The sequence below is a fragment of the Microbacterium sp. SD291 genome (assembly GCF_017355365.1).
GTDB lineage: Bacteria > Actinomycetota > Actinomycetes > Actinomycetales > Microbacteriaceae > Microbacterium.
The window spans coordinates 40643-61927 of the sequence record NZ_JADIJR010000001.1 but is presented as its reverse complement, the minus strand read 5'-3'; the positions used below and the strand labels follow the sequence as shown (position 1 = coordinate 61927).

The window sequence follows — 21285 nt, the reverse complement described above, 5'->3', positions numbered from 1 at the left end:
GCGTCAGGCCTTGAGCGCCCAGAGCGCCACCGCGGCCGCTGAGGCCACGTTGAGCGAGTCGACTCCGCCGAACATGGGGATCGTGACGACAGTGTCCGCGCTGTCGATCGCCGTCCGGGAGAGACCGTCGCCCTCTGAGCCCATCACGAGCGCGACACGCTCAGGACGGTCGGCAGCGTAAGCGTCGAGTGTCACCGCATCGTCGCTCAGTGCGAGTGCCGCGATATCGAAGCCCGCGAGGTGCAGATCTGCGATCGCGGCGTCCCAGTCCATGATGCGGGTCCATGGCACCTGGAACACCGTCCCCATGCTCACGCGCACGCTGCGCCGATAGAGCGGGTCCGCACCGCGCGGCGACACCAGCACAGCGTCCGCGCCGAGCCCGGCCGCCGCACGGAACGCGGCGCCCACGTTGGTGTGATCGCCGACGTTCTCGAGAATCAGGACGACGGAGGCGCCGTCGATGACCTCACGAACGGTCGGCAGCTGCGGACGGTGCATCGAGGCGATCGTCCCCCGGTGCACGGCAAAGCCCGTCACTGCTTCGGCCACCTCGTCCGGAACGACGTACACCGGCACATCGAGCGCGCCGACGATCTCCCTGATGTCTTCCACCCGCCGCTCCTGCACCAGAACGGACCGGGGACGATGGCCTGCAGCCACAGCACGGGCGATGACCTTCGTCGACTCCGCGATGTAGAGTCCGCTGGACGGATCGCGCACGTTCCGCAGTGCCACGTCGGTGAGACCGCGGTAGTCGTCCAGGCGTCGATCGTCGGCATCGGTCACACGCAGCAGTTGCACGGCACCCACTCTGCCATCAGCACGCCCGGTCCGCTGACACCGGGTGGGAACGCGCGCGACCACCTCAGGTGCACACCGTAGACTCGCTCGGGGAGGTCATGTGAGCACGTCGAGCGCTGCCGAGCTGTCGGCCCCCATCGCACAGGCCGCAGAACTGCTCCGTGGCAGGCGCGTGGCGCTCCTCACCGGAGCCGGCATCTCCACAGACTCGGGAATCCCGGCCTATCGAGGCGAGGGGTCTCGCAACCGCACCGACCCGATGACGATCCAGCGCTACCTCGCCGACGAGGCGGCACGACGCCGGTACTGGGTGGGCGGTCACCTCGGCTGGCGCGCATTCGCTGACGCGGCGCCGAACCCCGGACATCTCGCGCTTGCGGAGATGGAGGCTGCGGGCCTGGTCTCCGGCATCATCACGCAGAACGTCGACGGGCTGCACCTGCGCGCCGGCAGCTCGCATGTGATCGAGGTGCACGGCACGATGCGCCGCGTCACCTGCCTACAGTGCGGGCAGGTCTTCGACCGCCGCGACATCGCCGTGCAGATCGAGGAGCGCAACCCCTGGATCACGGTGCCGGACAGCATCGCGCTGGCACCGGACGGCGACGTGCTGCCGGAGACCACCGACGGCTTCGTCGTCCCCGTGTGCACCGTCTGCGGCGGGATGCTCAAGCCCGACGTCGTCTTCTTCGGGGAGTTCGTGCCGCAGGACCGCTTCCGCGCGGCCGAATCGCTGCTGCGCTCCAGCACCGCACTGGTCGTCGCAGGCTCCTCCCTCGTCGTGAACTCCGGAGTCCGGCTCGTCGAGAGAGCCCGGCGGCGCGGCATCCCGCTGATCATCATCAATCGCGAGCCGACGCGTGCGGACCCGTGGGCGGACATGACGCTCGCGGCAGGCACGAGCGAGGTGCTCCCCGCGCTCAAGGAGATTCTGACATGACCCTGCTCACGCTCGTCCGCCACGGCCAGACCGACTGGAACCTCGCCAAGAGGATCCAGGGGACCACCGACATCCCCCTCAACGACACCGGGCGGGCGGATGCGCGCGCCGCAGCTGCACTCCTCGCCGACGGCACGCATCACGCCATCTACGCCAGCCCTCTCGCCCGTGCCAGGGAGACCGCCGAGATCATCGCAGGTGAGCTCGGCCTGAACGACCCTCACCTCGTACCGGACATGCGCGAACGGGAGTTCGGCGACGGTGAGGGCCTGCTGGTCGCCGACTACCTCGCCGCGTACGGCGACTGGTTCGCCGCAGTCCCCGGCGCCGAGACGCTCGAGGCTGTGGCCGATCGCGCCCTCGTCGCCCTCGACCGGATCGCGAGGCACTCGCGCCGTCGCTCGACACCGCTGGCCGAGTCGATCGTGGTGGTGACGCACGGCGGCGTGATCCGGTCACTCATCGACCGCGTGTCCAGCGGCACGCTCCCCCGCGAGGGCGAGCCGCTGCGCAACGGGTCGGTGCACCGCTTCGAGTCGTCGCCGCACTCGCTGCGCCTGCTGGAGCTGGCAGACCTGCGCTGATCGCCAGGGCGCTCTCAGCGCACGCGCGACATCACGGATCGCGCATGCCGGAGCACCGGCTCGTCGATCATCCGCCCCTCGAAGCGGAACACGCCGCGCTCGGTCTCAGCGGCCTTCAGCACGGCGCCGGCCCACGCGATCGCCGCCTCATCCGGCCGGTAGGCGTCCCTGATCACGGCGACCTGATTAGGGTGGATGCAGGCGGTCGCCCGGAAGCCGGATGCCGCGGCATCCGCCGCCTCGCGCTCCAGCCCGTCGACATCGTCGAGGTCGACGTGCACGGCGTCGATCGCCGCCTTGCCCTGCGCTCCCGATTCGAGGAGGACGCGGGAACGGGAATAGCGGGCGATGTCACGATACGAGCCGTCGGAGTGCCGGCTGGACGTGCCGCCGAGGGACGCGACCAGGTCCTCCGCCCCCCACATCATCGCGACCACCCGCGGATGCGCGGCGATGCGGTCGGCCGCGTGGATCCCGCGTGCCGTCTCGCACAGCGCGATCAGCGAGAAGCGCCCGTCGAACACGTCGAGACTCTTCGCGCTCTCCGTCTTCGCCACCATCACCGTGCGGAAGTCGGTCTGCGAAAGCGTGGCGATGTCCGAGGCGAACGCCTCGCTCCCCGGCGCGTTCACCCGCACGATCACGCGATCCGGGTCGACGTCCGCGTCGATCAGGTTGCCTCGCGCCGCCGCCTTCGAATCCGGCAGCACCGCGTCCTCGAGGTCGAGGATGACGGCATCCGCCTTCGCCAGAGCGCCGCGGAACCGCTCCGGACGATCCGCGGGGCAGAACAGCAGCGCAGGGCCCAGATCGAACGGACTCATGCCGAGGCCTCCGGAAGACGGTGCACGAGCACGGTTCTGGTCGCCGTGGCGACGACGGTGCCGTCCTGGTTGCGGCCGGTGTGCGCGATCGAGACCACGCCCTGCCCTGGGCGCGAGGACGACTCCCGCTTCGACACGATCACGCTCTCGGTGTACAGCGTGTCACCCGCGAAGAGCGGATGCGGGAACGCGATGTCCCCGAGCCCGAGCTGTGCCACGAGCGTCCCCTGCGTCAGCTGAGCGACCGAGGCGCCGACCATCGTGGAGAGGGTCCACATCGAGTTCATCAGGCGCGCGCCGAACTCCTGCGTCGCCGCGAACGCGGCGTCCAGGTGCAGCGCCTGGGTGTTCATCGTCAGCGTCGTGAACAGCACGTTGTCGGCCTCGGTCGCGGTGCGACCGGGGCGGTGCAGATAGCGGGCGTCCACCACGAACTCCTCGTAGTAGAGGCCCCGCTGGATGATGTCCTGAGCGCTCATGGCTTCACGCTACCCGGCGAGGCCGAGCGCCCGCGCGATCACGAGCAGCTGCACCTCGGTGGTGCCCTCGCCGATCTCCAGGATCTTCGAGTCGCGGTAGTGCCTGGCGACGGGGAACTCGTTCATGAACCCGTTGCCGCCGAAGATCTGGGTGGCATCACGGGCGTTGTCCATCGCCGCCTCGCCCGAGACGAGCTTGGCGATCGCCGCCTCCTCCGCGAAGGGCTTCCCGGCATCGCGCAGCCGCGCGGCATGATGCCAGGCGAGGCGCGCGGTGTGCACGCGGGCGCGCATCCTGGCGAGGGTGAACTGGGCGTTCTGGCGGGTGCTGAGAGCACTGCCGAAGATCGTGCGGCTCTTCGCATAGTCGACGGCGGCCTCCAAGCATCCCTCCGCGGCGCCGGTGGACAGCGCGGCGATCGCGATGCGCCCCTCGTCCAGGATGCTGAGGAAGCTGCGGAAGCCGCTCCCCCGCTCGCCGAGCAGATTGGATGCCGGCACCCGAGCGCCGTCGAAGGTCAGTGGATGCGTGTCGGAGGCGTTCCAGCCGACCTTGTCGTACGGCGCCTCGACGGTGAAGCCGGGCGTGCCGTTCGGGACGATGATCGTGGAGATCTCCTTCCTCTCCCCACTGGGTCCCTGAGCCTGTCGAAGGGTACCGGTGACCGCGGTGACGGTGACGAACCGGGTGATCGGCGTGCCCGAATTCGTGATGAACTGCTTCGACCCGTCGATGACCCACTCGTCGCCGTCGAGGCGCGCGGTGGTCCTGGTCGCACCGGCGTCGCTGCCCGCCTCCGGCTCGGTGAGGCCGAAACCGGCGAGGGCGCGCCCGGCGAGAAGGTCGGGCAGCAGCTCGCGCTTCTGCTCCTCGGTGCCGAACCTGTAGACCGGCATCGCCCCCAGGCTGACCCCCGCCTCCAGGGTGATGGCGATCGACTGGTCGACCCGGCCGAGCGCCTCGATCGCGATGCCGAGCGCCATGTAGTCGCCGCCCTGCCCGCCGTACTGCTCGGGGAAGGGCAGCCCGAACAGTCCGAGCTCCCCCATCTTCGCCACGACGTCCATCGACAGCGTGTGCGTGCGGTCGGCTTCGTAGGACTGCGGCGCGACGACGGTCTCGGCGAACTCTCGCACCATCGCGGCGAGCTCGCGCTCCTCCTCGGTCAGATCTTCCATCTTCAGTCCTCCTCGATCACGCGCGCGACCGGCTGGTCGCGCCGCACCTGGTCGCCCACCGCGACCAGGAGGTGCACCGTGCCGTCATGCGGCGCGAGCACCGGATGCTCCATCTTCATCGCCTCGATCGAGACGAGCGGCGTGCCGGCGGCGACCGTCGCGCCCTCCGTCACGTGCACCGCGACCACGCCTCCGGGCATCGGCGCCCTGGCGTCGGGTTCGGTCGCGGTGATCGCCCTGTCGCGGGCGGCGAGACGCCGCAGCATCCGCCCTCGCCTGTCGAGCGGCCGCAGGCGCACGGTGCGCCCCTCGGCGCTGACCCAGACCGCCCCGTCAGCGTCGGTGGCGACCCTCGCACGGGATCGGCCGCCCTCCACGGCATCCAGCACCTCGCCGTCGTCCGTCATGAAGACGAGTGCGCGCGTCCCCGCGTCGGAGAGCTCCTGCCAGGTGCTGCCGGCGCGCCGGGCCACAGTGTCGGGCAGACGCGACCCCTCCGCGCACGGCGTCTCGTGCAGGGTGTGACTCCTCGCGGCCGCGAGCATGGCCTCCGTCGGAGCCTCCGCCGCGTAAGGCAGCAGTGTCTCGATGAGACCGGTGTCGAGGTCTCCTGCGCGCACCCGCTCGTCCTGGCAGAGCGCGCGAAGGAACGCGATGTTCGTCTCCACACCGAGCACGACGGTGCGGGCGAGCGCCTCATCGAGCCGCCGCAGCGCTGTGGCGCGGTCGTCCGCCGTCGCGATGACCTTGGCTATCATCGGGTCGTAGAACCCGGTCACCTCGCTGCCGGTCTCGATGGATGCGTCCACCCGCACACCGGCTGGCGCCTCGAACAGGAGCACCCGTCCGGTCGACGGGAGGAATCCGCGCTCCGGTGCCTCCGCGTAGATCCGCGCCTCGACGGCGTGGCCGTGCACCGCGGGAGCCTGCTCGAGCGGGCGTCCTGCCGCGACGCGCAGCTGGAGCTCCACCAGGTCGAGACCGGTGACCTGCTCCGTGACCGGATGCTCGACCTGCAGCCGCGTGTTCATCTCGATGAAGAACACCTCGTCCGGCTCGTCGGCGTCCACCAGGAACTCGACGGTGCCGGCGCCGACGTAGGAGACGCTCTCCGCCGCCTGCACGGCCGCGGAGAGCAGCCGGTCCCTGGTCACGTCGGGGATTCCGGCCGACGGCGCCTCCTCCATCACCTTCTGGTGCCGGCGCTGCAGCGTGCACTCGCGCTCCCCGAGGGCGATCACGGTGCCGTGGCTGTCGCCGAACACCTGCACCTCGATGTGCCGGGGCCTTCGGATCAGGCGCTCCAGGATCAGCGAGTCGTCACCGAACGCGGCCGCGGCGATCCGCCGCGCCGAGGACAGTGCGGCGCTGAGGCCCTCGGCATCCGCCACGACCTCCATGCCCTTGCCTCCGCCGCCGGCGCTGGGCTTGACCAGCAGCGGGAATCCGACGTCGACGGCCTCTTCGGCGATCTCGACGTCGGAGAGTCCCCTGGCGTCGAAACCGGGAACGACCGGGACGCCGTGGCGGATCACGTGCTCGCGTGCCTTCGCCTTGTCTCCCATGATCTGCAGAGACTCGACGGACGGACCGATGAAGGTGATGCCGCTCTCGGCGCAGGCCTCGGCGAGGCCGACGCTCTCCGAGAGGAACCCGTACCCGGGATGGATCGCCTGCGCGCCGCCGGCACGGGCGGCTGCGATGATCGCGTCGATGTCGAGGTACGACTCCGCGGCGGGAGCTGGGCCGATCCGGACGGCGTCGTCGGCTTCGCGCACGTGCGGGGCGCCGGCATCCGCATCGCTGTACACCGCGACGCTCCGGATGCCGAGCCTGCGCAGGGTGCGGATGATGCGGTGGGCGATCTCGCCGCGATTGGCGACGAGCACGGTGTCGAAGAGCACGGTGTCGAAGAGTGCGGTGGTCATGACGTTCACATCCGGAAGACGCCGAAGCGCGGCTCGGGCAGCGGGCTGCGGGTGACGACGTCGAGCGCGAGACCCAGGACGTCGCGGGTCTGCTCGGGGTCGATGATGCCGTCGTCCCACAGACGTGCGGTGGCGTAGTAGGGCTCGCCCTGCTTCTCGTACTGCTCGCGGATCGGCGACTCGAAATCGGCACGCTCCTCGACGGACCAGGAATCGCCTCGGGCGCCGAGCTGATCCTCCTTCACCGTGGCGAGGACGGATGCCGCCTGTGCACCGCCCATCACCGAGATGCGGCTCGCGGGCCAGGTCCACAGGAACCGGGGCGAGTAGGCGCGCCCGCACATGGAGTAATTGCCGGCGCCGAACGAGCCGCCGATGATGACGGTCAGCTTCGGGACCCTGGTGCTGGCCACGGCCGTGACCATCTTGGCCCCGTCCTTCGCGATGCCGCCGGCCTCCGCCTCGGAGCCGACCATGAACCCCGTGATGTTCTGCAGGAACAGCAGAGGGATGCCACGCTGATCGCACAGCTCGATGAAGTGCGCTCCCTTGAGCGCCGATTCGCTGAACAGCACCCCGCTGTTGGCGACGATGCCAACCGGGTGGCCGTGCAGGCGCGCGAATCCGGTCACCAGCGTGGTGCCATACTCCGCCTTGAACTCCCGGAACGTGTCGCCGTCGACGAGCCTGCTGATGACCTCGTGCACGTCGTATCCGGCGTTCACGTCGACCGGGACGACGTCGTAGAGCGACGACGTCTCCGACGGCGGACGACTCGGGTGCACCTCCCAGGCGGGTGCCAGCGGAGCGGGAAGCGTGGCCACGATGTCGCGGAGGATCTCGAGGGCGTGCTCGTCGTCTTCTGCGAGGTGGTCGACCACGCCGCTCCGCCGCGCGTGCAGCTCACCGCCGCCGAGCTCCTCGGCGGTCACGATCTCGCCGATGGCCGCTTTCACCAGAGGAGGACCCCCGAGGAAGATCGTGCCCTGACCGCGGACGATCACGGTCTCGTCGCTCATCGCCGGAACGTACGCACCGCCGGCCGTGCACGAGCCGAGCACAGCCGCGAGCTGCGGGATGCCGGCCGCCGACATCCTGGCCTGGTTGAAGAAGATGCGACCGAAGTGATCCCGGTCGGGGAAGACCTCGTCCTGCTTGGGCAGGAACGCGCCGCCGGAGTCGACGAGGTACAGGCACGGAAGGCGGTTCTCGAGGGCGATCTCCTGCGCGCGCAGGTGCTTCTTCACGGTGAGCGGGTAGTACGTGCCGCCCTTCACCGTCGCGTCGTTGCAGACGACCATGACGTGGCGTCCGTGCACCAGGCCGATCCCGGCGATCACACCGGCACCGGGCGCCTCTCCCCCGTACACGCCCTCCGCCGCGAGCGGCGCGACCTCGAGGAACGGACTGCCCTCGTCGAGGAGCCTGGCGACGCGGTCGCGAGGCAGGAGCTTGCCTCGCGAGACATGCCGCGTCCGCGACGTCTCCGGCCCCCCGAGCGCGGCCACCGCGAGCCTCTCGTGCAGGTGCGCGGCCAGCGACTGCTGGGTTTCGGGCATCGTGACGTCCTCCTCGACCCACGGGTGCACCGTCGTAACGCTCTGGCGCGGTGCATGCTTTTTCGGTTAGTGTTCACTAACCCGTTGATTCAGGTTAGCGAGGATTAACTGAGATGACAAGCCTGCTCACCGCACGTGATCGCGCCAAAGCCGAGCGCTCGGGCGCCATCCTCCGCGAGGCCGCGACGCTCTTCGCCGCGCGCGGATACAACGGCGTCAGCCTGGAGGACATCGGCACCGCGGTCGGGGTCTCCGGTCCGGCGGTCTACCGTCATTTCGCCGGCAAGCAGGCGCTGCTCGGCGCCGTCCTGATCAAGGTGAGCGATGACCTGATCACCGGCGGCACCCGCGTCGCCGAGGCTGCGGATGACGATGGGGCGCGGATGCAGGCGCTGATCGGGTTCCACGTCGACTTCGCACTGGGCAACGCGGAGGTGATCCGGGTGCAGGACCGCGACGTCGCGCACCTCGCAGACGCGGATCACGCCGAGGTGCGCCGGCTGCAGCGCGCCTACATCGAACTGTGGATCGACGCGCTCGCCGCATTGATCGATGCCACTCCGGAGGAGCTCCGGCTGCGCGTGCAGGCGTGCTTCGGGCTCATCAACTCCACGCCGCACAGCACCAGGGCGGCCTCGCGACGGCACTCCGCCACCGCGACGGTGCTCGCCGCGATGGCCGAGGCCGCCGTACGCGTCGCTATCTGAGCAGCATCGCCCGGCCGGGCTCCTCGAGGATGTCGGCGACGTCCTTCAGGAACCGCGCACCCTCTGCCCCGTCCACCAGGCGGTGGTCGAACGAGAGGCTCAGCGTCATCATCTGCCGCAGGGCGATCTCGCCGCGGTGCTCCCACGGCTGGCGCCGCACGGCGCCGACGGCGAGGATTCCCGACTGCCCGGGCGGCAGGATCGGCGTGCCGGCATCGACGCCGAACACCCCGATGTTCGAGATCGAGAACGTGCCGCCGGCGAGCTCGGCCGGCGACGTCCTGCCGGTGCGGGCCGTCTCGGCGAGCGACTTCAGGGCGTCGGAAAGCTCCACGAGGGTGAGGCGCTGGGCATCGCGGATGTTCGGCACGATCAGGCCGCGCTCGGTGGCAGCGGCGATGCCGAGATCGACGTAGTGGTGCTGGACGATCTCCCCCGCCTCCTCATCCCAGCGGGAGTTGAGCCCCGGTGCGCGCCCGAGGGCCAGGCAGACCGCCTTCGCGATGACCGCGAGCGGGCCGATCCGGTGCTCGGCGAGCGAGCGGTCGTCGCGCAGAGTCGCGAGCAAGTCCATCGTGGCGGTCACGTCGACCGTGTGGAACACCGTGACGTGCGGAGCGGTGAAGGCGCTCTGCACCATCGCCGCCGCCGTGTGCTTGCGCACGCCGCGGATCGGGATCCGCGACTCCCGCTCGTCGCCGCCCAGCGCGGCGGCGGTGTCCGGCACCGTGGGTGCGCTCTGCGTGGCCGGCTCCGTGTCGCGGATGCCGGTGCGCTGCGCGTACTCGTCGACGTCGTCCCGAGTGATGACACGGTCGCCGACCGCGGCAGCGACCAGCACGAGGTCGATGCCCAGCCGCTTGGCGTACGCGCGCACCGGCGGCGTCGAACGAGGCCGCTCCACGACGTGCTCGACGTTCGCCGTCGGCGTGGCATCGTGCGGTGCGGCCTCGAGGACCGCGGTGTCGGCGACGACGGGCCGTGCGCCGACGCGTCGAGCGCGACGTGCGGGGCGACCCGAACTCGAGGGAGCCGCGCCGTACCCGACCAGATTCGGCTGCGCCTTCTCCTCGGCATCCGAGGTCTGCGCAGGCGCCGACGGCTCGTCGCCGCCGTCCACGTCGAAGTCGATCAGCGGCGAGCCGACGGCGACGGTCTGCCCGGCCTCGGCGTGCAGGGCGGCGACCGTGCCCTCGTAGGGTGAGGGCAGCTCGACGATCGCCTTGGCTGTCTCGACCTCCGCGAGGGTCTGGTTCAGCGTCACGGTGTCGCCGGGGGCGACGAGCCAGTTCACGACCTCGGCCTCGGTGAGACCCTCGCCGAGGTCGGGGAGCCGGAATTCGGCGATCATGCGTCTGCTCCCGTCAGGCTGTTCGGGCGGTCGAGGACCCGGTCGACCGCGTCCAGCAGACGATCGAGGTCCGGGAGGTGATACTTCTCCAGCTTCGCCGGCGGGTACGGCACGTCGTGCCCCGTCACCCGGAGAGGCGCGGATTCGAGGTACTCGAAGCAGCGCTCCGTGATGCTGGCGATGACCTCGGCTGCGACACCCGCCTCACGGGACGCCTCATGGGCGACGACCACGCGACCGGTCTTGCGGACCGATGCCGCGACCGAGTCGTAGTCGACGGGCGAAAGCGAGCGCAGGTCGATGACCTCGAGCGAGATCCCCTCGTCTGCTGCGGCTTCAGCGGCCTGCAGCGCCGTGGTGACCATGGCCCCGTATGTGATCAGAGTGGCGTCGGTTCCGGCGCGCACCACGCGTGCCAGGCCCATGGGCGGGGCATCCGCCAGTGGCGCCTCGAGGTCGACCTCTCCCTTGTGGTGGTAGAGCCGCTTCGGCTCGAAGAAGATCACGGGGTCGTCGCTGGCGATCGCCTGGCGAAGGCTCCGGTAGGCGTCCTCGGGGTTCGAGACCGCGATCACCCGCAGTCCCGCGGTGTGCACGAAGTAGGCCTCCGGCGACTCCGAGTGGTGCTCGGCGGCGCCGATGCCGCCGGCCCACGGGATGCGGATCGTGATCGGCATCTTCACCCGGCCCTGCGTGCGATAGTGCAGCTTCGCGACCTGGGCGACGATCTGATCGAACGCCGGGTACACGAATCCGTCGAACTGGATCTCCACGACCGGGCGGTAGCCGCGGAACGCGAGTCCCACCGCCGTGCCGACGATGCCGGACTCCGCGAGCGGGGTGTCGATCACGCGCGACCTGCCGAACTCGTCGAGCAGTCCGTCGGTGATGCGGAAGACGCCGCCGAGCTTTCCGATGTCCTCGCCGAGGAGCACGACCTTCTCGTCGTCGCGCATCGCCTGGCGCAGTCCCGCGCCGAGAGCCTTGCCCAGTGTGAGCTCGGTCATGCTCAGGCCTCGCCTTCGAAGCTCGCGAGGTACGCGGCGTACTCGTCACGCTGGCGCTCGAGGCCGGTGTGCGGCTCGGCGTAGACCCCGTCGAACACCGCGAGCGGCGGGCGAGTGACCATTCCGAGGCACGCGGCGCGCATCTCGCGCGCGACGGTGTCTGCCGCCGCCTGCGTCTCGGCGAGCTGCCCATCGCTGAGCTCGCCGAGGGAGCGGAGGTACGCCTCGAGGCGGGCGATGGGGTCGCGGCGGCCCCACGCCTCGAGCTCGCTGTCCTGGCGGTACCGGGTCGGGTCGTCGGCCGTCGTGTGCGGTCCCATCCGGTACGTGACGGCCTCGATGTAGGCGGGGCCCTTGCCGGAGCGGGCGTGCTCGAGAGCCCAGCGCATGGCGGCCATGCAGGCGAGCACGTCGTTGCCGTCGACGCGCAGGCTCGGGATGCCGAACCCGGGGGCGCGACCCGCGATCGGGAACTGCGACTGCACCGACACCGGCTCGGAGATCGCCCAGTGGTTGTTCTGGCACACGAAGACGACCGGCGCCTGGTAGGAGGAGGCGAAGATCATCGCCTCGTTGACGTCGCCCTGGCTGGTGGCGCCATCGCCGAAGTACGTGACCGCCACCTCGTCGGCCTTGTCGTGGCGGATGCCGAGGGCGTACCCGACGGCGTGCAGCGTCTGCGCGCCGATGATGATCTGCAGCGGTGCGACGCGGAGTGCGGCCGGATCGTACGCCGCGCCCTCCTCGCCGCGCCACATACGCACGTAGTCGCCCGGCTGCGCACCTCTCGCGTAGATCACGCCGGTCTCGCGATAACTGGGGAAGACATAGTCCTGCGGGTCGAGTGCCCTGGCGGTGCCGATCTGCGTGGCCTCCTGACCCCGGCAGGGGGCCCAGAGCCCGAGCTGCCCCTGGCGCTGCAGCGCGACGCCCTCGGTGTCGATGCGGCGGAGGATGACCATGTCACGGTGCAGCGCTCGCAGCTGGGCGGCGTCCACGTCGGTCACGTACGCGTCCAGCTGAGGGTTGACGATGCGGGTTCCGTCCGGCGTCAGGATGCGCTCGGAGAGCTCGAGATCCTGGGCGGTGTCGGCGATGGGCGTGATCTGCGGTGACATCAGCGTCCTCCTCATTCGTGGCGGCCCTCGTGGGGCGACGCACGTGTGCGCCGGCGTCTTCACCGGCTCATCTGAGCGTACGTCTACTGCACACCTCGCTCAAGCAATTGCGAGCCTCTTGAGCATGTTGCTCAATATGTGACCCTGCACCCCTGCTACTCTTTGGCACTATGCCAGGACTTGACCGCATCGATCTGGAACTGCTCGCCGCTCTCGCCGACGATCCGCGCATCACGATCGTCGCTCTCGCCGAGAACCTCGGCCTGTCGCGCAACACGATCCAGGCGCGGATGGCCCGGCTGGAGCAGACCGGGGTGTTCCTGTCCTACGAGCGGTCCTTCTCCCCCGACGTGCTCGGCTTCCCGCTGCAGGCGTTCGTGAGCATCGGCGTGCGCCAGACCGAGCTGCCCAGGATCATCAACGAGCTGGCGCGGATCCCAGAGGTCGTGCAGGCTCACGGCCTGAGCGGATCGGTCGATCTGCTGGCGCGCGTGGCGTGTCGTGACGCGCGGCATCTCTTCGACACCGACGCCCGCATCCTGTCGATCGACGGCGTGGAGCGGACAGAGACCTCCCTCGCCATGGGCGAGGTCATCCCCTTCCGGGTGGCCGGCCTCATCGGCCTCGCGCGACGGGAATCCTGAGGAATCTGCGGATCGCGCCGGCTGCCTCCGCCGGCGTCTCGTAGTGGATGAGGTGCCCGACATCTGCGATCTCGACCAGGGTCGCGTCGCGGAACAGCGTGGCGAGCGTCCGCTCGGCCTCGATGGGCGTGATGTCGTCACGCTGGGCGGCGATCAGGAGCGTCGGCGCGTCGATCTCCGGCGCGTACGCCCGCACGTCGTTCGACACGCTCGCCACGAACGCGTCCCGGAGCATGTCACGGTCTGAGAAGCGCGAGAAGTAGGTGTCGTGCTGGTCGTGGATGAAGCGCCGGAGGCCGGCGTCCTTCGTCTTCGCCATCGTGATGCTCATCGCGCGGACGATCACTCTGTTGCGCAGGAGCGCCGTGCCGAGCCTCGACGGCAGCCGCGCGCCCAGCGCGTAGTACAGCACGGCGAGGCGCGTCATCACGCCTTTCGGGCCCTCCAGCGCCGGGGCGCCGATCGGGTTGATCAGGATCAGCCGGGGCGTGGCCAGACCTCCCGCGACCGCAGCCGACGTCACGATGGAGCCGAACGAATGCCCGAGGATCACCGCGCCCGGCGCCGTCGCGGCAGCGAACTCCTGCAGCCAGGCCGCGTACTCGTCGAGATCGTAGGTATGCCCTGGCACCGGCGCGCTCTCGCCGAAGCCGGGAAGGTCCGGCGCGATCACCCTGGCCTCGGGGAGGAAGGCGAGCACGGACTCCAGGCCGTGATGCTCGCCGCGGAAGCCGTGCACGGCGATGATCGTGGTCGCGTCCTCCGGTGCGGTCCCCGGCTCGGCCGACGGTCCGTACACCCAGTACGCGGTCGTCCCGCCCCGCACCTCGACCTCGTGACGTTCGACCGGCAGTCGGCGGAGGCGCTCGGCGTAGGGCGAGGGGACGGTCATCCTCCGAGTCTACGGAGTCGGAGCCGACCGGTCCCCGTGCGCCTGCCGTTCGATGTCGGCGCCCGCCTCTACGGTGAGCACATGTCCTCCGTCGCCGCCCTTCCGCACTGGCTCACCCGCGTCGGCGTGTTCGATCTGGAGACCACCGGCGTCGACGTCGTGCACGATCGCATCGTCACCGCGCACGTCGGCGTGCTGGATGCCCGGGGCCACGAGTTCGCGGCGAAGGACTGGCTCGCCGACCCCGGCATCCCGATCCCCGAAGGCGCGACGGCGGTGCACGGGATCACGACGGAGCAGGCCCGGCGCGAGGGCCGGCCGGCAGTGCAGGTCGTGACGGAGGTCACGGCCGCGCTGCGCTCGCTCCTCTCGCAGGGGGTCCCGGTCGTGGCGTACAACGCCTCCTACGACTTCTCGCTGCTGGCGCACGAGGGCGCCAGGCACGGCGTCGCCCCGCTGATCGACCCGTCGCCGATCATCGATCCGCTCGTGATCGACAAGGCCTACGACCGCTATCGGCGCGGCAAGAGGACGCTCGAGGTGGTCGCCGCCCATTATTCGGTGCCGCTCGACGGCGCGCACGACGCTTCTGCGGACGCCGTCGCCGCCGGCCGTGTCGCCCAGGCGCTGGCGAAGCGGTTCGCGCTCCCCGACACGCTCTCCGAGCTGCACACCAGGCAGGTCGGCTGGGCACGGTCGCAGGCGGAGAGCCTGACCGAGTACTTCATCAGCATCGGGCGGCTCGAACCCGAGGAGTCGCTCGACGGCACGTGGCCCGTCCGCTCAGCCCACGCTGCCGTCACGCAGTAGCCGCCGGCCCCGCGGGGACGGCGCACGCCCCTCGGGCAGGACCGACCGGCGGTGGTGCCGCCCGACCCTGCCCGATGCCTCAGGCCACTTCGTCGTCGACCACTCCGTCCCGACGTCCGCGCCGGGTGAGCAGGAGGATGATCCCGATCAGGAACGCCACAGCTCCGGCGGCCATCAGGATGTAGCCGACCATGTCGAGGTCGACGAACTCGGTCTGCACATTGAGGGCGAACACGAGGATCGCCCCGATCACGAACAACACGATTCCGGTGCCGATGGTCATGGTGTCTCCTCCTTCGTGGCGGAATGCCGCCTGACGAAGAAGATGCCGGATGCCCGCGGATTCCAGAAGGGGGTTGACACCGGAGAGTAGGGCGGGCGGGACTTGAACCCGCGATCGTTGGGTTATGAGCCCACTGCCTTAACCAGCTTGGCCACCGCCCCGTACGGCTCCAGCCTAGCGGCCGGGAGTATCAGGCCGGCGTCGCCGCCGCATGCGTCCTCAGGTGCCCGAGGTAGATGTCCGCGTTCTCGACCAGGCCGGCGCGCTCCTCGTCGGTGAGCTCCCTGCGCACCTTCGCCGGCACCCCTGCGACCAGCGAGCCGTCAGGGATCTCGGTCCCGCCGAGAACGACCGCACCGCCCGCGACCAGGCAGCCGGACCCGATCACGGCGCCGCTGAGCACGACCGCGCCCATGCCGATCAGCGATCCGTCGCCGATCGTGCAGCCGTGGACCACCGCGTTGTGGCCGATCGACACCTTGGAGCCGATCACCACCGGATGCCCTGCGTCGACGTGGACGGAGACGTTGTCCTGCACATTGCTGCCAGGTCCGACGACGATCCCGGCCGAATCACCGCGGAGCACGGCGTTGTACCAGACGCTCGCGCCGGCGCCGAGGGCGACGTCGCCGACGATGCGCGCGCCCTCGGCGACGAAGCTGCCGTCGGCCAGTGACGGGGTGCGGTCTGGGAGGGCGAGAACGGATGCTCCTGGCGCGATGGTCATACCGCGAGAGTACTCTCGGGCGCCCGGATTCCGCGTGATTCCGGGGCACTAAGCCCAGCCTTCGCTTGCTTGCGGAATGTCTGAGGCTGAGTAGCGTTGAGTTCAGCAGGTACGAGAAGACCCTTCGGAGGAGCCCAAGATGAGCAAGGCACAGACCGTTTCCACCACCGCCAGCGACCCGACCGTCGCCGCGGCCGCAGCCCAGTTCCTCTCCCCCGTGGTCCTGGGCCTCGAGGCCCTCACCGTGAACGGCAAGCAGGCGCACTGGCACGTCCGCGGCGCGAACTTCGTCGGCGTCCACGAGCTGCTCGACACGATCGTCGCGCACGCGGGCGACTTCGCCGACACCGCCGCTGAGCGCATCGTCGCTCTCGGCCTCCCGATCGACGCACGCATCGGCACCGTCGCGGAGAAGGCGGGCTCCACGTCCGTCCCCGCCGGCTTCACCCAGTCGGACGAGCTCGTCCGCGCCGTCATCTCCGACATCGACGCGATCCTCGTCGACGTCAAGGCGGCCATCGACGGCCTCGACGACGTCGACCTGACCAGCCAGGACGTCGCCATCGAGATCATGCGCGGGCTCGAGAAGGACCGCTGGTTCCTCGTCTCGCACATCGCGGCGTAAGCCTCCGATTCGCGGAAGGGCACCGGGATCCGTCCCGGTGCCCTTCCGCGTATCCGCACACGTCAGGCGAGGTGCGTGAGCCTGCCCGCAAGCATCGTCGCCGCGACCGGCATCGCCCTCAGCCCGTCGCCGTTCGCGCGATGCGGATCCAGTCCGCACAGCACGACGTCGGCCGCCTCTCCTGGGCGCAGCGCGGTGCGGACGCTCGCCTGCAGCGCCTGGTCGACCGTGAGCCTCTCCTCCGGATGCCATGGCGCCCGGTCATCGTCTGTGCGGGCCACGGCTGCGGCGATCGCCTGCCACGGGTCCAGTGCCGCGACAGGCGCATCGGATCCGAACCGCAGCTCGACGCCGGCGTCCCGCAGCGCCGCGAGCGGATAGCCGATCGAGGTCTGCCCCGCCCAGTGCCGCTCGACGAGGTCACGATCGTCCAGCGCGTGCTGCGGCTGCACACTCGCGACGATCCCGAGCCTCGCGAACCTCGCGAGGTCCGCGTGACGGACCAGCTGCGCGTGCTCGACCGTGCCGGTGGCACCGGTGGCCGTGAACGCGTCGAGTGCGGCAGTCACCGCCCTGTCGCCGATCGCATGGACGGCGGCTCCGAGCCCCGCACCTGTCGCGCGCGTCAGCAGCTCGACGAGTTCCGCCGCATCCACGTTGAGCACGCCGAAGTTCTCCCGGTCGCCGGGATAGTGGTGCGAGCAGGCTGCCGTCCTGGTGCCGAGCGAGCCGTCGGTGATGATCTTGAGGGGTCCGGTGCGGATGAGACCGCGTGCTCCGGACGGCGTCTCCGCGAGGTCGCGGAGCTCGCCGGTGCGCAGACCTGCGGCGATCGCCCGGTCCAGATCGAACGGGTAGACCGCGAACTCGACCCTGTGGGCGGCGAATCCCGCCGCGACGCGGCGCGGCCAGGCATCCGCGTTCCAGGCCATGTCGAAATCGACGAGCCCGGTCACGCCCCTGGCCGCGGCGCGCTCCCCCGCCTGCTGGACCGCGCGGTCGCCGTGCGCGGGGTCGACGGCATTCAGGCGGCGCGAGATCTCGAACGCCTGCTCTTCGCGGAGCACGCCGTCGATGCTGTCGAAGCCCTCTCGCCTGAGCGCCGCCGAGTTGAGCCAGGTGCTGTGCACATCCGCGTTGATGAGGTACGCGGGCGTCTCGCCGGTGGCGGCGTCGAGCAGGTCGAGCGAGGGCTCGTCCGGCCACATGGCGTCGCGGTATCCGGTGCCGACGAGCCGTCCGTCCGGGAGCGGCGCCGCATCGGCCATGATCCGGGCCGCCTGCGCAGCGGTCCCCGCCGCGCCGAGCGGCACGCGCTCCGCGGCCAGCGCCCACTGCACGGTGTGCACGTGGTTGTCCCAGAGACCGGGCACGGCCCAGGTGCCGTCGGCGTCGAGCACCTCGCCCTGCGGACGGAGCGCCCCGGTGGGAGCGATGTCCGCGATCCTGCCGTCCGCGATGACGATGTCGACCGGCTCGTCGTCGATCAGGAACTCGCGCCCCGGACCCGCGATGCGCACTGCGCGGATCATGCCGATCTGCGCGCCGACTCCGCTCACCGGGCCGCCCCGGTGCGGGCGTCCTGTGCCCGGCGCATCTCCCGCGCCAGGGCCGGCTGCGCGTAGGGGCCGTCTCCCTCGAGCGCGGCGATGACGGCCTCGATGGTCTCGGCCGGCTTGTTCTGACTCAGCTTGCGCTTCGCCACCACGCGGGTCGGGGTGAGCCGGAACCCGACAGTGCCAGCGGCGAGGCGGTTCACGAAGGCGGGATCGTTGGGACGCTCCCACATGCGCCGCGGCTCCGGCATCCGCCCCTCGAACCGATCGACGAGCCGGTCCAGCACCGCGAGGTTCTCCTCGTCTGTCAGGATCTCCGCGACTCCTGCGAGGTGCACCGCGGTGTAGTTCCAGGTGGGCACCGCCTGCACGTCGCCGTACCAGCCCGGCGACACATAGCCGTGCGGCCCCTGGAAGATCACGAGAAGCTCGCGCCCACCCAGACCGTGGATCAGGTCATCCGGACGGCCGACATGTCCGACGACGGTCAGGTCGTCGCGGTCAGGGTCCAGCAGCACGACATAGTGCGACGCGACATGCCCGTCCTCGCCAGCACTGACGATCGTCGCCCACGGGTTCGCGTCTATGACGCGGCGGATCTCTGGCACGTCGGCGAGCGTGAAACTCGGGTTCTGGCGCATGCACTCAGCCTACGACCGGGCGGCACCCGCGTCAGCCGCGTCGCCCCACCACGGGGACGGCCTGCGTCTTCCAGTCCTCCCAGCCGGGCGTCCCCGCCATGAAGGCCTCGATCTGATTCCTGTCCGCGCGCAGCTTCGGATCGTTGTCGAGGTACTTCTTCGTCTCCCTGGCGACGAGGCCGGACAGTATCAGCAGGCCGATCAGGTTCGGCAGCGCCATCAGGCCGTTCATCGCGTCGGAGAACGCCCACACCACGCCGAGCTGCACCGTGCAGCCGATGAACACGACGAGCGAGAACAGGATCCGGAAAGGCATCACGGCCCGGCGCCCGAGGAGTCGCTCGATGTTCCGCTCGCCATAGTAGGACCAGCCGAGGATCGTGGATGCCGCGAACATCACCAGGCCGATCGTGACGATGATGTGGCCCCAGTCTCCCGGGAGGCCGTTCGAGAACGCCGCCCCGGTCATCAGGGCGGGGCTGATCTGCTCTCCGGTGGCCGGATCGATCTCCTTCCACGTCCCGGTCGCGACGATGACGAGGCCGGTGCAGCTGACAACGATGATCGTGTCGATGAAGGTCTGCGTCATCGACACCAGCCCCTGGCGGACGGGATGGCTCGTCTGCGCCGCGGCGGCCGCGATCGCCGCCGACCCCATGCCCGACTCGTTCGAGAAGATGCCGCGGGCGACGCCGAACTGCACTGCGACGATGATCGCCGAGCCGGCGAATCCGCCGACCGCGCTCGTTCCGGTGAACGCCTCGCTGAAGATCTGCGCGAAGGCCGCGGGGATGGCGCCGACGTTGACGATGAGGATGTACAGCGCGCCCAGCACGTAGAAGATGATCATGATCGGCACGAATCCGGCCGTGACCCGGCCGATCGACTTGATGCCGCCGACGAGCACGACCATCGCGAACACCGTCAGCACGACGCCGGTGACCCACGTGGGCACCTCGAAACTCGCCTCCAGGTTCTGCGCGATCGAGTTCCCCTGCGTCATGTTGCCGATGCCGAAGCAGGCGATGACCGCGAACACGGCGAACGACAGCCCGAGGATCTTTCCGAGAGGACCGGGGATGCCGCGCTCGAGGTAGTACTGCGGCCCGCCGGACTTCTCGCCCGCGTCATCCGTCTTGCGGAATCGCACCCCGAGGAACGCCTCGGAGTACTTCGACGCCATGCCGAGGAGACCGGTCACCCACATCCAGAAAAGCGCGCCGGGACCGCCGATGCCGATCGCGGTCGCGACGCCGACGATGTTGCCGGTGCCCACTGTCGCAGCGAGCGCCGTCGTGAGCGCCTGGAACTGGGAGATGTCTCCGTCGGAGCCCGGGTCCTTGCGTGTCAGGAGCCCCAGGCGCAGCGCCGGCCCGAGGCGGAGGAACTGCAGCCCGCCGAGCCTGATCGTCAGATACAGCCCGGTGCCGAGCAGCAGCGGGATGAGGAAGAACGGTCCCCAGATGAATCCGCTGATCGTCTCGAGGATCGTCTGCAATGCGGTGAGGTCCACGTCTGCTCCTGTCTCGCGGGGTGTGCGGCGCTCTCACCCTATTCACAGGAACCGGCACGCGTCAGGCAATGCGCTCCGCGTGTCCGTCGAGCCGGATCCTCAGGCCTGGCAGCGCGGGCACCAGTAGAGCTTGCGCGCGCCGATCTCCTCCAGCGCGATCTCGGTGCCGCACACGCGGCAGGGAAGCCCCGCACGGTGGTAGACCCAGTGCCGGTCGTCACGGCTCGCCATCGCGGCGCGGTAGCCGTCGGGCGAGAGGTCGTCCATCGTCATCATCTGACCGGTCTCGACGCCGACGGCGAGCAGGCGCACCCAGTCGTGCCACAGCGCGCGCACGATCTCCTCCGGCACGTCACGACCGGGCGTGTGCGGGTTCAGACGCGCGCGGAAGAGCATCTCGGCGCGATAGACGTTGCCGATGCCGCTGACGACCGCCTGGTCCATCAGCAGGAGCGCGATCACGGTCTGCCGCTTGCGCACGGCGCGCACGAACCGCTCCTCGTTCTCGGCAGGGTCTCCCACCAGAGGGTCGGGCCCGAGCTTCGCCACCGTCGCGAGCATCTCCTCCGGGGTCTGCAGCACGCACGCCGTCGGGCCGCGGAGGTCCGCCGCGGTGATGTCGGTCATGAGGCGCAGTCTCACCTGGCCGACGACCGGCGGCGGCCACTCCAGACCGTCGTCCGCGAGCCCCTTCGTCTGCTCCGACATCCTTACGTGCACGCGCGCGCGGCGCGGGGCGCCGATCGAGGCGAGCGAGTTCTCCCCCGCATCGTCGAGGATCGCATCGTCGAGGACGGGGGCGTCGAGGACCGTGCCGCGCTGGTTCGTCTGCCCCATCCGGCCGTTCGCAGCGGCGATCGTCGGGTCGACGAGGATCTCTCCGGCGAAGTCCCACGCGCCGTACAGGCCCAGGTGCACGCGGAGCCAGAGGTCGCCTTCCGCCTCCAGGAACATCTGCTTGCCAACCGCCTGGACGCTCACTGCCTCACGGCCGTCCAGAACGGCCGCGCCCTCGGCGAAGCGGCCCTGCGGGCTCGACGCGTGCATCGTCTTGCCGACGAAGTTGCGGTCGAACTGCCGCGCGATGCGGTGGACGGAGTGGCCCTCGGGCATG

22 protein-coding genes and 1 tRNA gene are annotated in these 21285 nt (G+C 70.1%); 6 read left to right on the top strand and 17 right to left on the bottom strand.

The genetic code is table 11. The features are described from left to right. Positions 1-3 precede the first annotated feature (3 nt). The gene (locus IPV10_RS00160) at positions 4-804 is read right to left on the bottom strand and encodes an RNA methyltransferase (protein ID WP_207479097.1); all 801 of its coding nucleotides are present in this window, start codon (positions 802-804) and stop codon (positions 4-6) included. 100 nt (positions 805-904) lie between these two features. Here IPV10_RS00160 and IPV10_RS00155 point away from each other — a divergent pair, with 100 nt between their 5' ends. Together IPV10_RS00155 and IPV10_RS00150 are read left to right on the top strand one after the other, a co-directional pair. Next, positions 905-1744 carry a Sir2 family NAD-dependent protein deacetylase gene (locus IPV10_RS00155; RefSeq protein ID WP_207479095.1) on the top strand — a complete coding sequence of 280 codons (840 nt, stop codon included), beginning with the start codon at positions 905-907 and terminating at the stop codon, positions 1742-1744. Beyond that, positions 1741-2328, top strand: a complete 588-nt coding sequence (locus IPV10_RS00150; protein WP_207479093.1) for a histidine phosphatase family protein — start codon at positions 1741-1743, stop codon at positions 2326-2328. Before IPV10_RS00155 ends, IPV10_RS00150 begins: the two co-directional genes overlap by 4 nt. A 14-nt stretch (positions 2329-2342) precedes the next feature. Here IPV10_RS00150 and IPV10_RS00145 read toward each other — a convergent pair whose 3' ends face one another. The 5 genes from IPV10_RS00145 to IPV10_RS00125 are packed head-to-tail and all read right to left on the bottom strand — an operon-like array spanning position 2343 to position 8297. After that, entirely contained in the window at positions 2343-3152 is an 810-nt protein-coding gene (locus IPV10_RS00145; protein WP_207479091.1) for a CoA ester lyase, read from the bottom strand. Continuing rightward, entirely contained in the window at positions 3149-3631 is a 483-nt protein-coding gene (locus IPV10_RS00140; RefSeq protein WP_207479089.1) for a MaoC family dehydratase, read from the bottom strand. The genes IPV10_RS00145 and IPV10_RS00140 overlap by 4 nt, the downstream gene beginning before the upstream one ends. Positions 3632-3640: 9 nt before the next feature. Next, positions 3641-4810 carry an acyl-CoA dehydrogenase family protein gene (locus tag IPV10_RS00135; protein ID WP_207479086.1) on the bottom strand — a complete coding sequence of 390 codons (1170 nt, stop codon included), beginning with the start codon at positions 4808-4810 and terminating at the stop codon, positions 3641-3643. A 2-nt stretch (positions 4811-4812) separates the two neighbouring features. Continuing rightward, on the bottom strand, positions 4813-6738 hold the full coding sequence (locus tag IPV10_RS00130; RefSeq protein WP_207479084.1) for a biotin carboxylase N-terminal domain-containing protein: 1926 nt from the start codon (positions 6736-6738) through the stop codon (positions 4813-4815). Between the two features lie 5 nt (positions 6739-6743). Continuing rightward, positions 6744-8297, bottom strand: coding sequence for a carboxyl transferase domain-containing protein (locus tag IPV10_RS00125; RefSeq protein WP_207479082.1), 1554 nt, complete (start codon positions 8295-8297; stop codon positions 6744-6746). 113 nt (positions 8298-8410) lie between these two features. Here IPV10_RS00125 and IPV10_RS00120 point away from each other — a divergent pair, with 113 nt between their 5' ends. After that, positions 8411-9004 (top strand): TetR/AcrR family transcriptional regulator, encoded by a 594-nt coding sequence (locus IPV10_RS00120; protein WP_207479080.1) that lies wholly within the window; start codon positions 8411-8413, stop codon positions 9002-9004. On the opposite strand, the gene IPV10_RS00115 is transcribed toward IPV10_RS00120, so the two are convergent. The 3 genes from IPV10_RS00115 to pdhA are packed head-to-tail and all read right to left on the bottom strand — an operon-like array spanning position 8997 to position 12480. After that, the gene (locus IPV10_RS00115; protein ID WP_207479079.1) at positions 8997-10355 is read right to left on the bottom strand and encodes a dihydrolipoamide acetyltransferase family protein; all 1359 of its coding nucleotides are present in this window, start codon (positions 10353-10355) and stop codon (positions 8997-8999) included. The genes IPV10_RS00120 and IPV10_RS00115 overlap by 8 nt on opposite strands. Then, positions 10352-11362 carry an alpha-ketoacid dehydrogenase subunit beta gene (locus IPV10_RS00110; RefSeq protein ID WP_207479078.1) on the bottom strand — a complete coding sequence of 337 codons (1011 nt, stop codon included), beginning with the start codon at positions 11360-11362 and terminating at the stop codon, positions 10352-10354. Before IPV10_RS00110 ends, IPV10_RS00115 begins: the two co-directional genes overlap by 4 nt. A gap of 2 nt (positions 11363-11364) precedes the next feature. Then, positions 11365-12480 (bottom strand): pyruvate dehydrogenase (acetyl-transferring) E1 component subunit alpha, encoded by a 1116-nt coding sequence (gene pdhA / locus IPV10_RS00105; RefSeq protein ID WP_207479077.1) that lies wholly within the window; start codon positions 12478-12480, stop codon positions 11365-11367. 170 nt (positions 12481-12650) lie between these two features. Here pdhA and IPV10_RS00100 point away from each other — a divergent pair, with 170 nt between their 5' ends. Further along, the gene (locus IPV10_RS00100; RefSeq protein WP_207479076.1) at positions 12651-13124 is read left to right on the top strand and encodes an Lrp/AsnC family transcriptional regulator; all 474 of its coding nucleotides are present in this window, start codon (positions 12651-12653) and stop codon (positions 13122-13124) included. Here the strand turns inward: IPV10_RS00100 and IPV10_RS00095 are convergent. Next, complete coding sequence (locus IPV10_RS00095; protein WP_207479075.1) at positions 13096-14016, bottom strand: alpha/beta fold hydrolase; 921 nt, start codon at positions 14014-14016, stop codon at positions 13096-13098. The two genes, IPV10_RS00100 and IPV10_RS00095, sit on opposite strands and share 29 nt — an antisense overlap. Before the next feature lie 81 nt (positions 14017-14097). On the opposite strand from IPV10_RS00095, the gene IPV10_RS00090 reads away from it, so the two are divergent. Beyond that, on the top strand, positions 14098-14826 hold the full coding sequence (locus tag IPV10_RS00090) for a 3'-5' exonuclease (RefSeq protein ID WP_207479074.1): 729 nt from the start codon (positions 14098-14100) through the stop codon (positions 14824-14826). Positions 14827-14905: 79 nt separating this feature from the next. On the opposite strand, the gene IPV10_RS00085 is transcribed toward IPV10_RS00090, so the two are convergent. The 3 genes from IPV10_RS00085 to IPV10_RS00075 form a co-directional block, all read right to left on the bottom strand. After that, on the bottom strand, positions 14906-15109 hold the full coding sequence (locus tag IPV10_RS00085; protein WP_207479072.1) for a DUF6458 family protein: 204 nt from the start codon (positions 15107-15109) through the stop codon (positions 14906-14908). A gap of 87 nt (positions 15110-15196) precedes the next feature. Next, a tRNA-Ile gene (locus IPV10_RS00080) sits at positions 15197-15270 on the bottom strand. 29 nt (positions 15271-15299) lie between these two features. Further along, positions 15300-15836: a gamma carbonic anhydrase family protein gene (locus IPV10_RS00075; RefSeq protein WP_207479071.1), complete on the bottom strand. Its 537-nt coding sequence runs from the start codon at positions 15834-15836 to the stop codon at positions 15300-15302. A 139-nt stretch (positions 15837-15975) separates the two neighbouring features. Between IPV10_RS00075 and IPV10_RS00070 the strand changes: the two genes are divergently transcribed. Continuing rightward, positions 15976-16461, top strand: coding sequence for a Dps family protein (locus tag IPV10_RS00070; protein WP_207479070.1), 486 nt, complete (start codon positions 15976-15978; stop codon positions 16459-16461). 62 nt (positions 16462-16523) lie between these two features. On the opposite strand, the gene IPV10_RS00065 is transcribed toward IPV10_RS00070, so the two are convergent. From IPV10_RS00065 to IPV10_RS00050, 4 genes are all read right to left on the bottom strand, one after another. Further along, the gene (locus IPV10_RS00065; RefSeq protein ID WP_207479609.1) at positions 16524-17993 is read right to left on the bottom strand and encodes an amidohydrolase; all 1470 of its coding nucleotides are present in this window, start codon (positions 17991-17993) and stop codon (positions 16524-16526) included. Positions 17994-18016: 23 nt separating this feature from the next. Continuing rightward, positions 18017-18658 carry an FMN-binding negative transcriptional regulator gene (locus IPV10_RS00060; protein ID WP_207479069.1) on the bottom strand — a complete coding sequence of 214 codons (642 nt, stop codon included), beginning with the start codon at positions 18656-18658 and terminating at the stop codon, positions 18017-18019. Positions 18659-18689: 31 nt separating this feature from the next. Next, positions 18690-20171 carry a sodium:alanine symporter family protein gene (locus tag IPV10_RS00055; protein WP_207479067.1) on the bottom strand — a complete coding sequence of 494 codons (1482 nt, stop codon included), beginning with the start codon at positions 20169-20171 and terminating at the stop codon, positions 18690-18692. A 99-nt stretch (positions 20172-20270) separates the two neighbouring features. Continuing rightward, a complete protein-coding gene (locus tag IPV10_RS00050) occupies positions 20271-21284 on the bottom strand; it encodes an Fpg/Nei family DNA glycosylase (RefSeq protein WP_207479065.1) in 1014 nt (337 codons plus the stop codon). Position 21285: the final 1 nt, after the last annotated feature.

What these genes read in the sequence shown, in the direction of transcription:
- IPV10_RS00150 (WP_207479093.1), top strand. Translation starts at nt 1,741, where the DNA reads ATGACCCTGCTCACGCTCGTCCGCCACGGCCAGACCGACTGGAACCTC.
- IPV10_RS00145 (WP_207479091.1), bottom strand. Translation starts at nt 3,152, where the DNA reads ATGAGTCCGTTCGATCTGGGCCCTGCGCTGCTGTTCTGCCCCGCGGAT.
- IPV10_RS00140 (WP_207479089.1), bottom strand. Translation starts at nt 3,631, where the DNA reads ATGAGCGCTCAGGACATCATCCAGCGGGGCCTCTACTACGAGGAGTTC.
- IPV10_RS00135 (WP_207479086.1), bottom strand. Translation starts at nt 4,810, where the DNA reads ATGGAAGATCTGACCGAGGAGGAGCGCGAGCTCGCCGCGATGGTGCGA.
- IPV10_RS00130 (WP_207479084.1), bottom strand. Translation starts at nt 6,738, where the DNA reads ATGACCACCGCACTCTTCGACACCGTGCTCTTCGACACCGTGCTCGTC.
- IPV10_RS00125 (WP_207479082.1), bottom strand. Translation starts at nt 8,297, where the DNA reads ATGCCCGAAACCCAGCAGTCGCTGGCCGCGCACCTGCACGAGAGGCTC.
- IPV10_RS00120 (WP_207479080.1), top strand. Translation starts at nt 8,411, where the DNA reads ATGACAAGCCTGCTCACCGCACGTGATCGCGCCAAAGCCGAGCGCTCG.
- IPV10_RS00115 (WP_207479079.1), bottom strand. Translation starts at nt 10,355, where the DNA reads ATGATCGCCGAATTCCGGCTCCCCGACCTCGGCGAGGGTCTCACCGAG.
- IPV10_RS00110 (WP_207479078.1), bottom strand. Translation starts at nt 11,362, where the DNA reads ATGACCGAGCTCACACTGGGCAAGGCTCTCGGCGCGGGACTGCGCCAG.
- pdhA (WP_207479077.1), bottom strand. Translation starts at nt 12,480, where the DNA reads ATGTCACCGCAGATCACGCCCATCGCCGACACCGCCCAGGATCTCGAG.
- IPV10_RS00100 (WP_207479076.1), top strand. Translation starts at nt 12,651, where the DNA reads ATGCCAGGACTTGACCGCATCGATCTGGAACTGCTCGCCGCTCTCGCC.
- IPV10_RS00095 (WP_207479075.1), bottom strand. Translation starts at nt 14,016, where the DNA reads ATGACCGTCCCCTCGCCCTACGCCGAGCGCCTCCGCCGACTGCCGGTC.
- IPV10_RS00090 (WP_207479074.1), top strand. Translation starts at nt 14,098, where the DNA reads ATGTCCTCCGTCGCCGCCCTTCCGCACTGGCTCACCCGCGTCGGCGTG.
- IPV10_RS00085 (WP_207479072.1), bottom strand. Translation starts at nt 15,109, where the DNA reads ATGACCATCGGCACCGGAATCGTGTTGTTCGTGATCGGGGCGATCCTC.
- IPV10_RS00075 (WP_207479071.1), bottom strand. Translation starts at nt 15,836, where the DNA reads ATGACCATCGCGCCAGGAGCATCCGTTCTCGCCCTCCCAGACCGCACC.
- IPV10_RS00070 (WP_207479070.1), top strand. Translation starts at nt 15,976, where the DNA reads ATGAGCAAGGCACAGACCGTTTCCACCACCGCCAGCGACCCGACCGTC.
- IPV10_RS00065 (WP_207479609.1), bottom strand. Translation starts at nt 17,993, where the DNA reads ATGATCCGCGCAGTGCGCATCGCGGGTCCGGGGCGCGAGTTCCTGATC.
- IPV10_RS00060 (WP_207479069.1), bottom strand. Translation starts at nt 18,658, where the DNA reads ATGCGCCAGAACCCGAGTTTCACGCTCGCCGACGTGCCAGAGATCCGC.
- IPV10_RS00050 (WP_207479065.1), bottom strand. Translation starts at nt 21,284, where the DNA reads ATGCCCGAGGGCCACTCCGTCCACCGCATCGCGCGGCAGTTCGACCGC.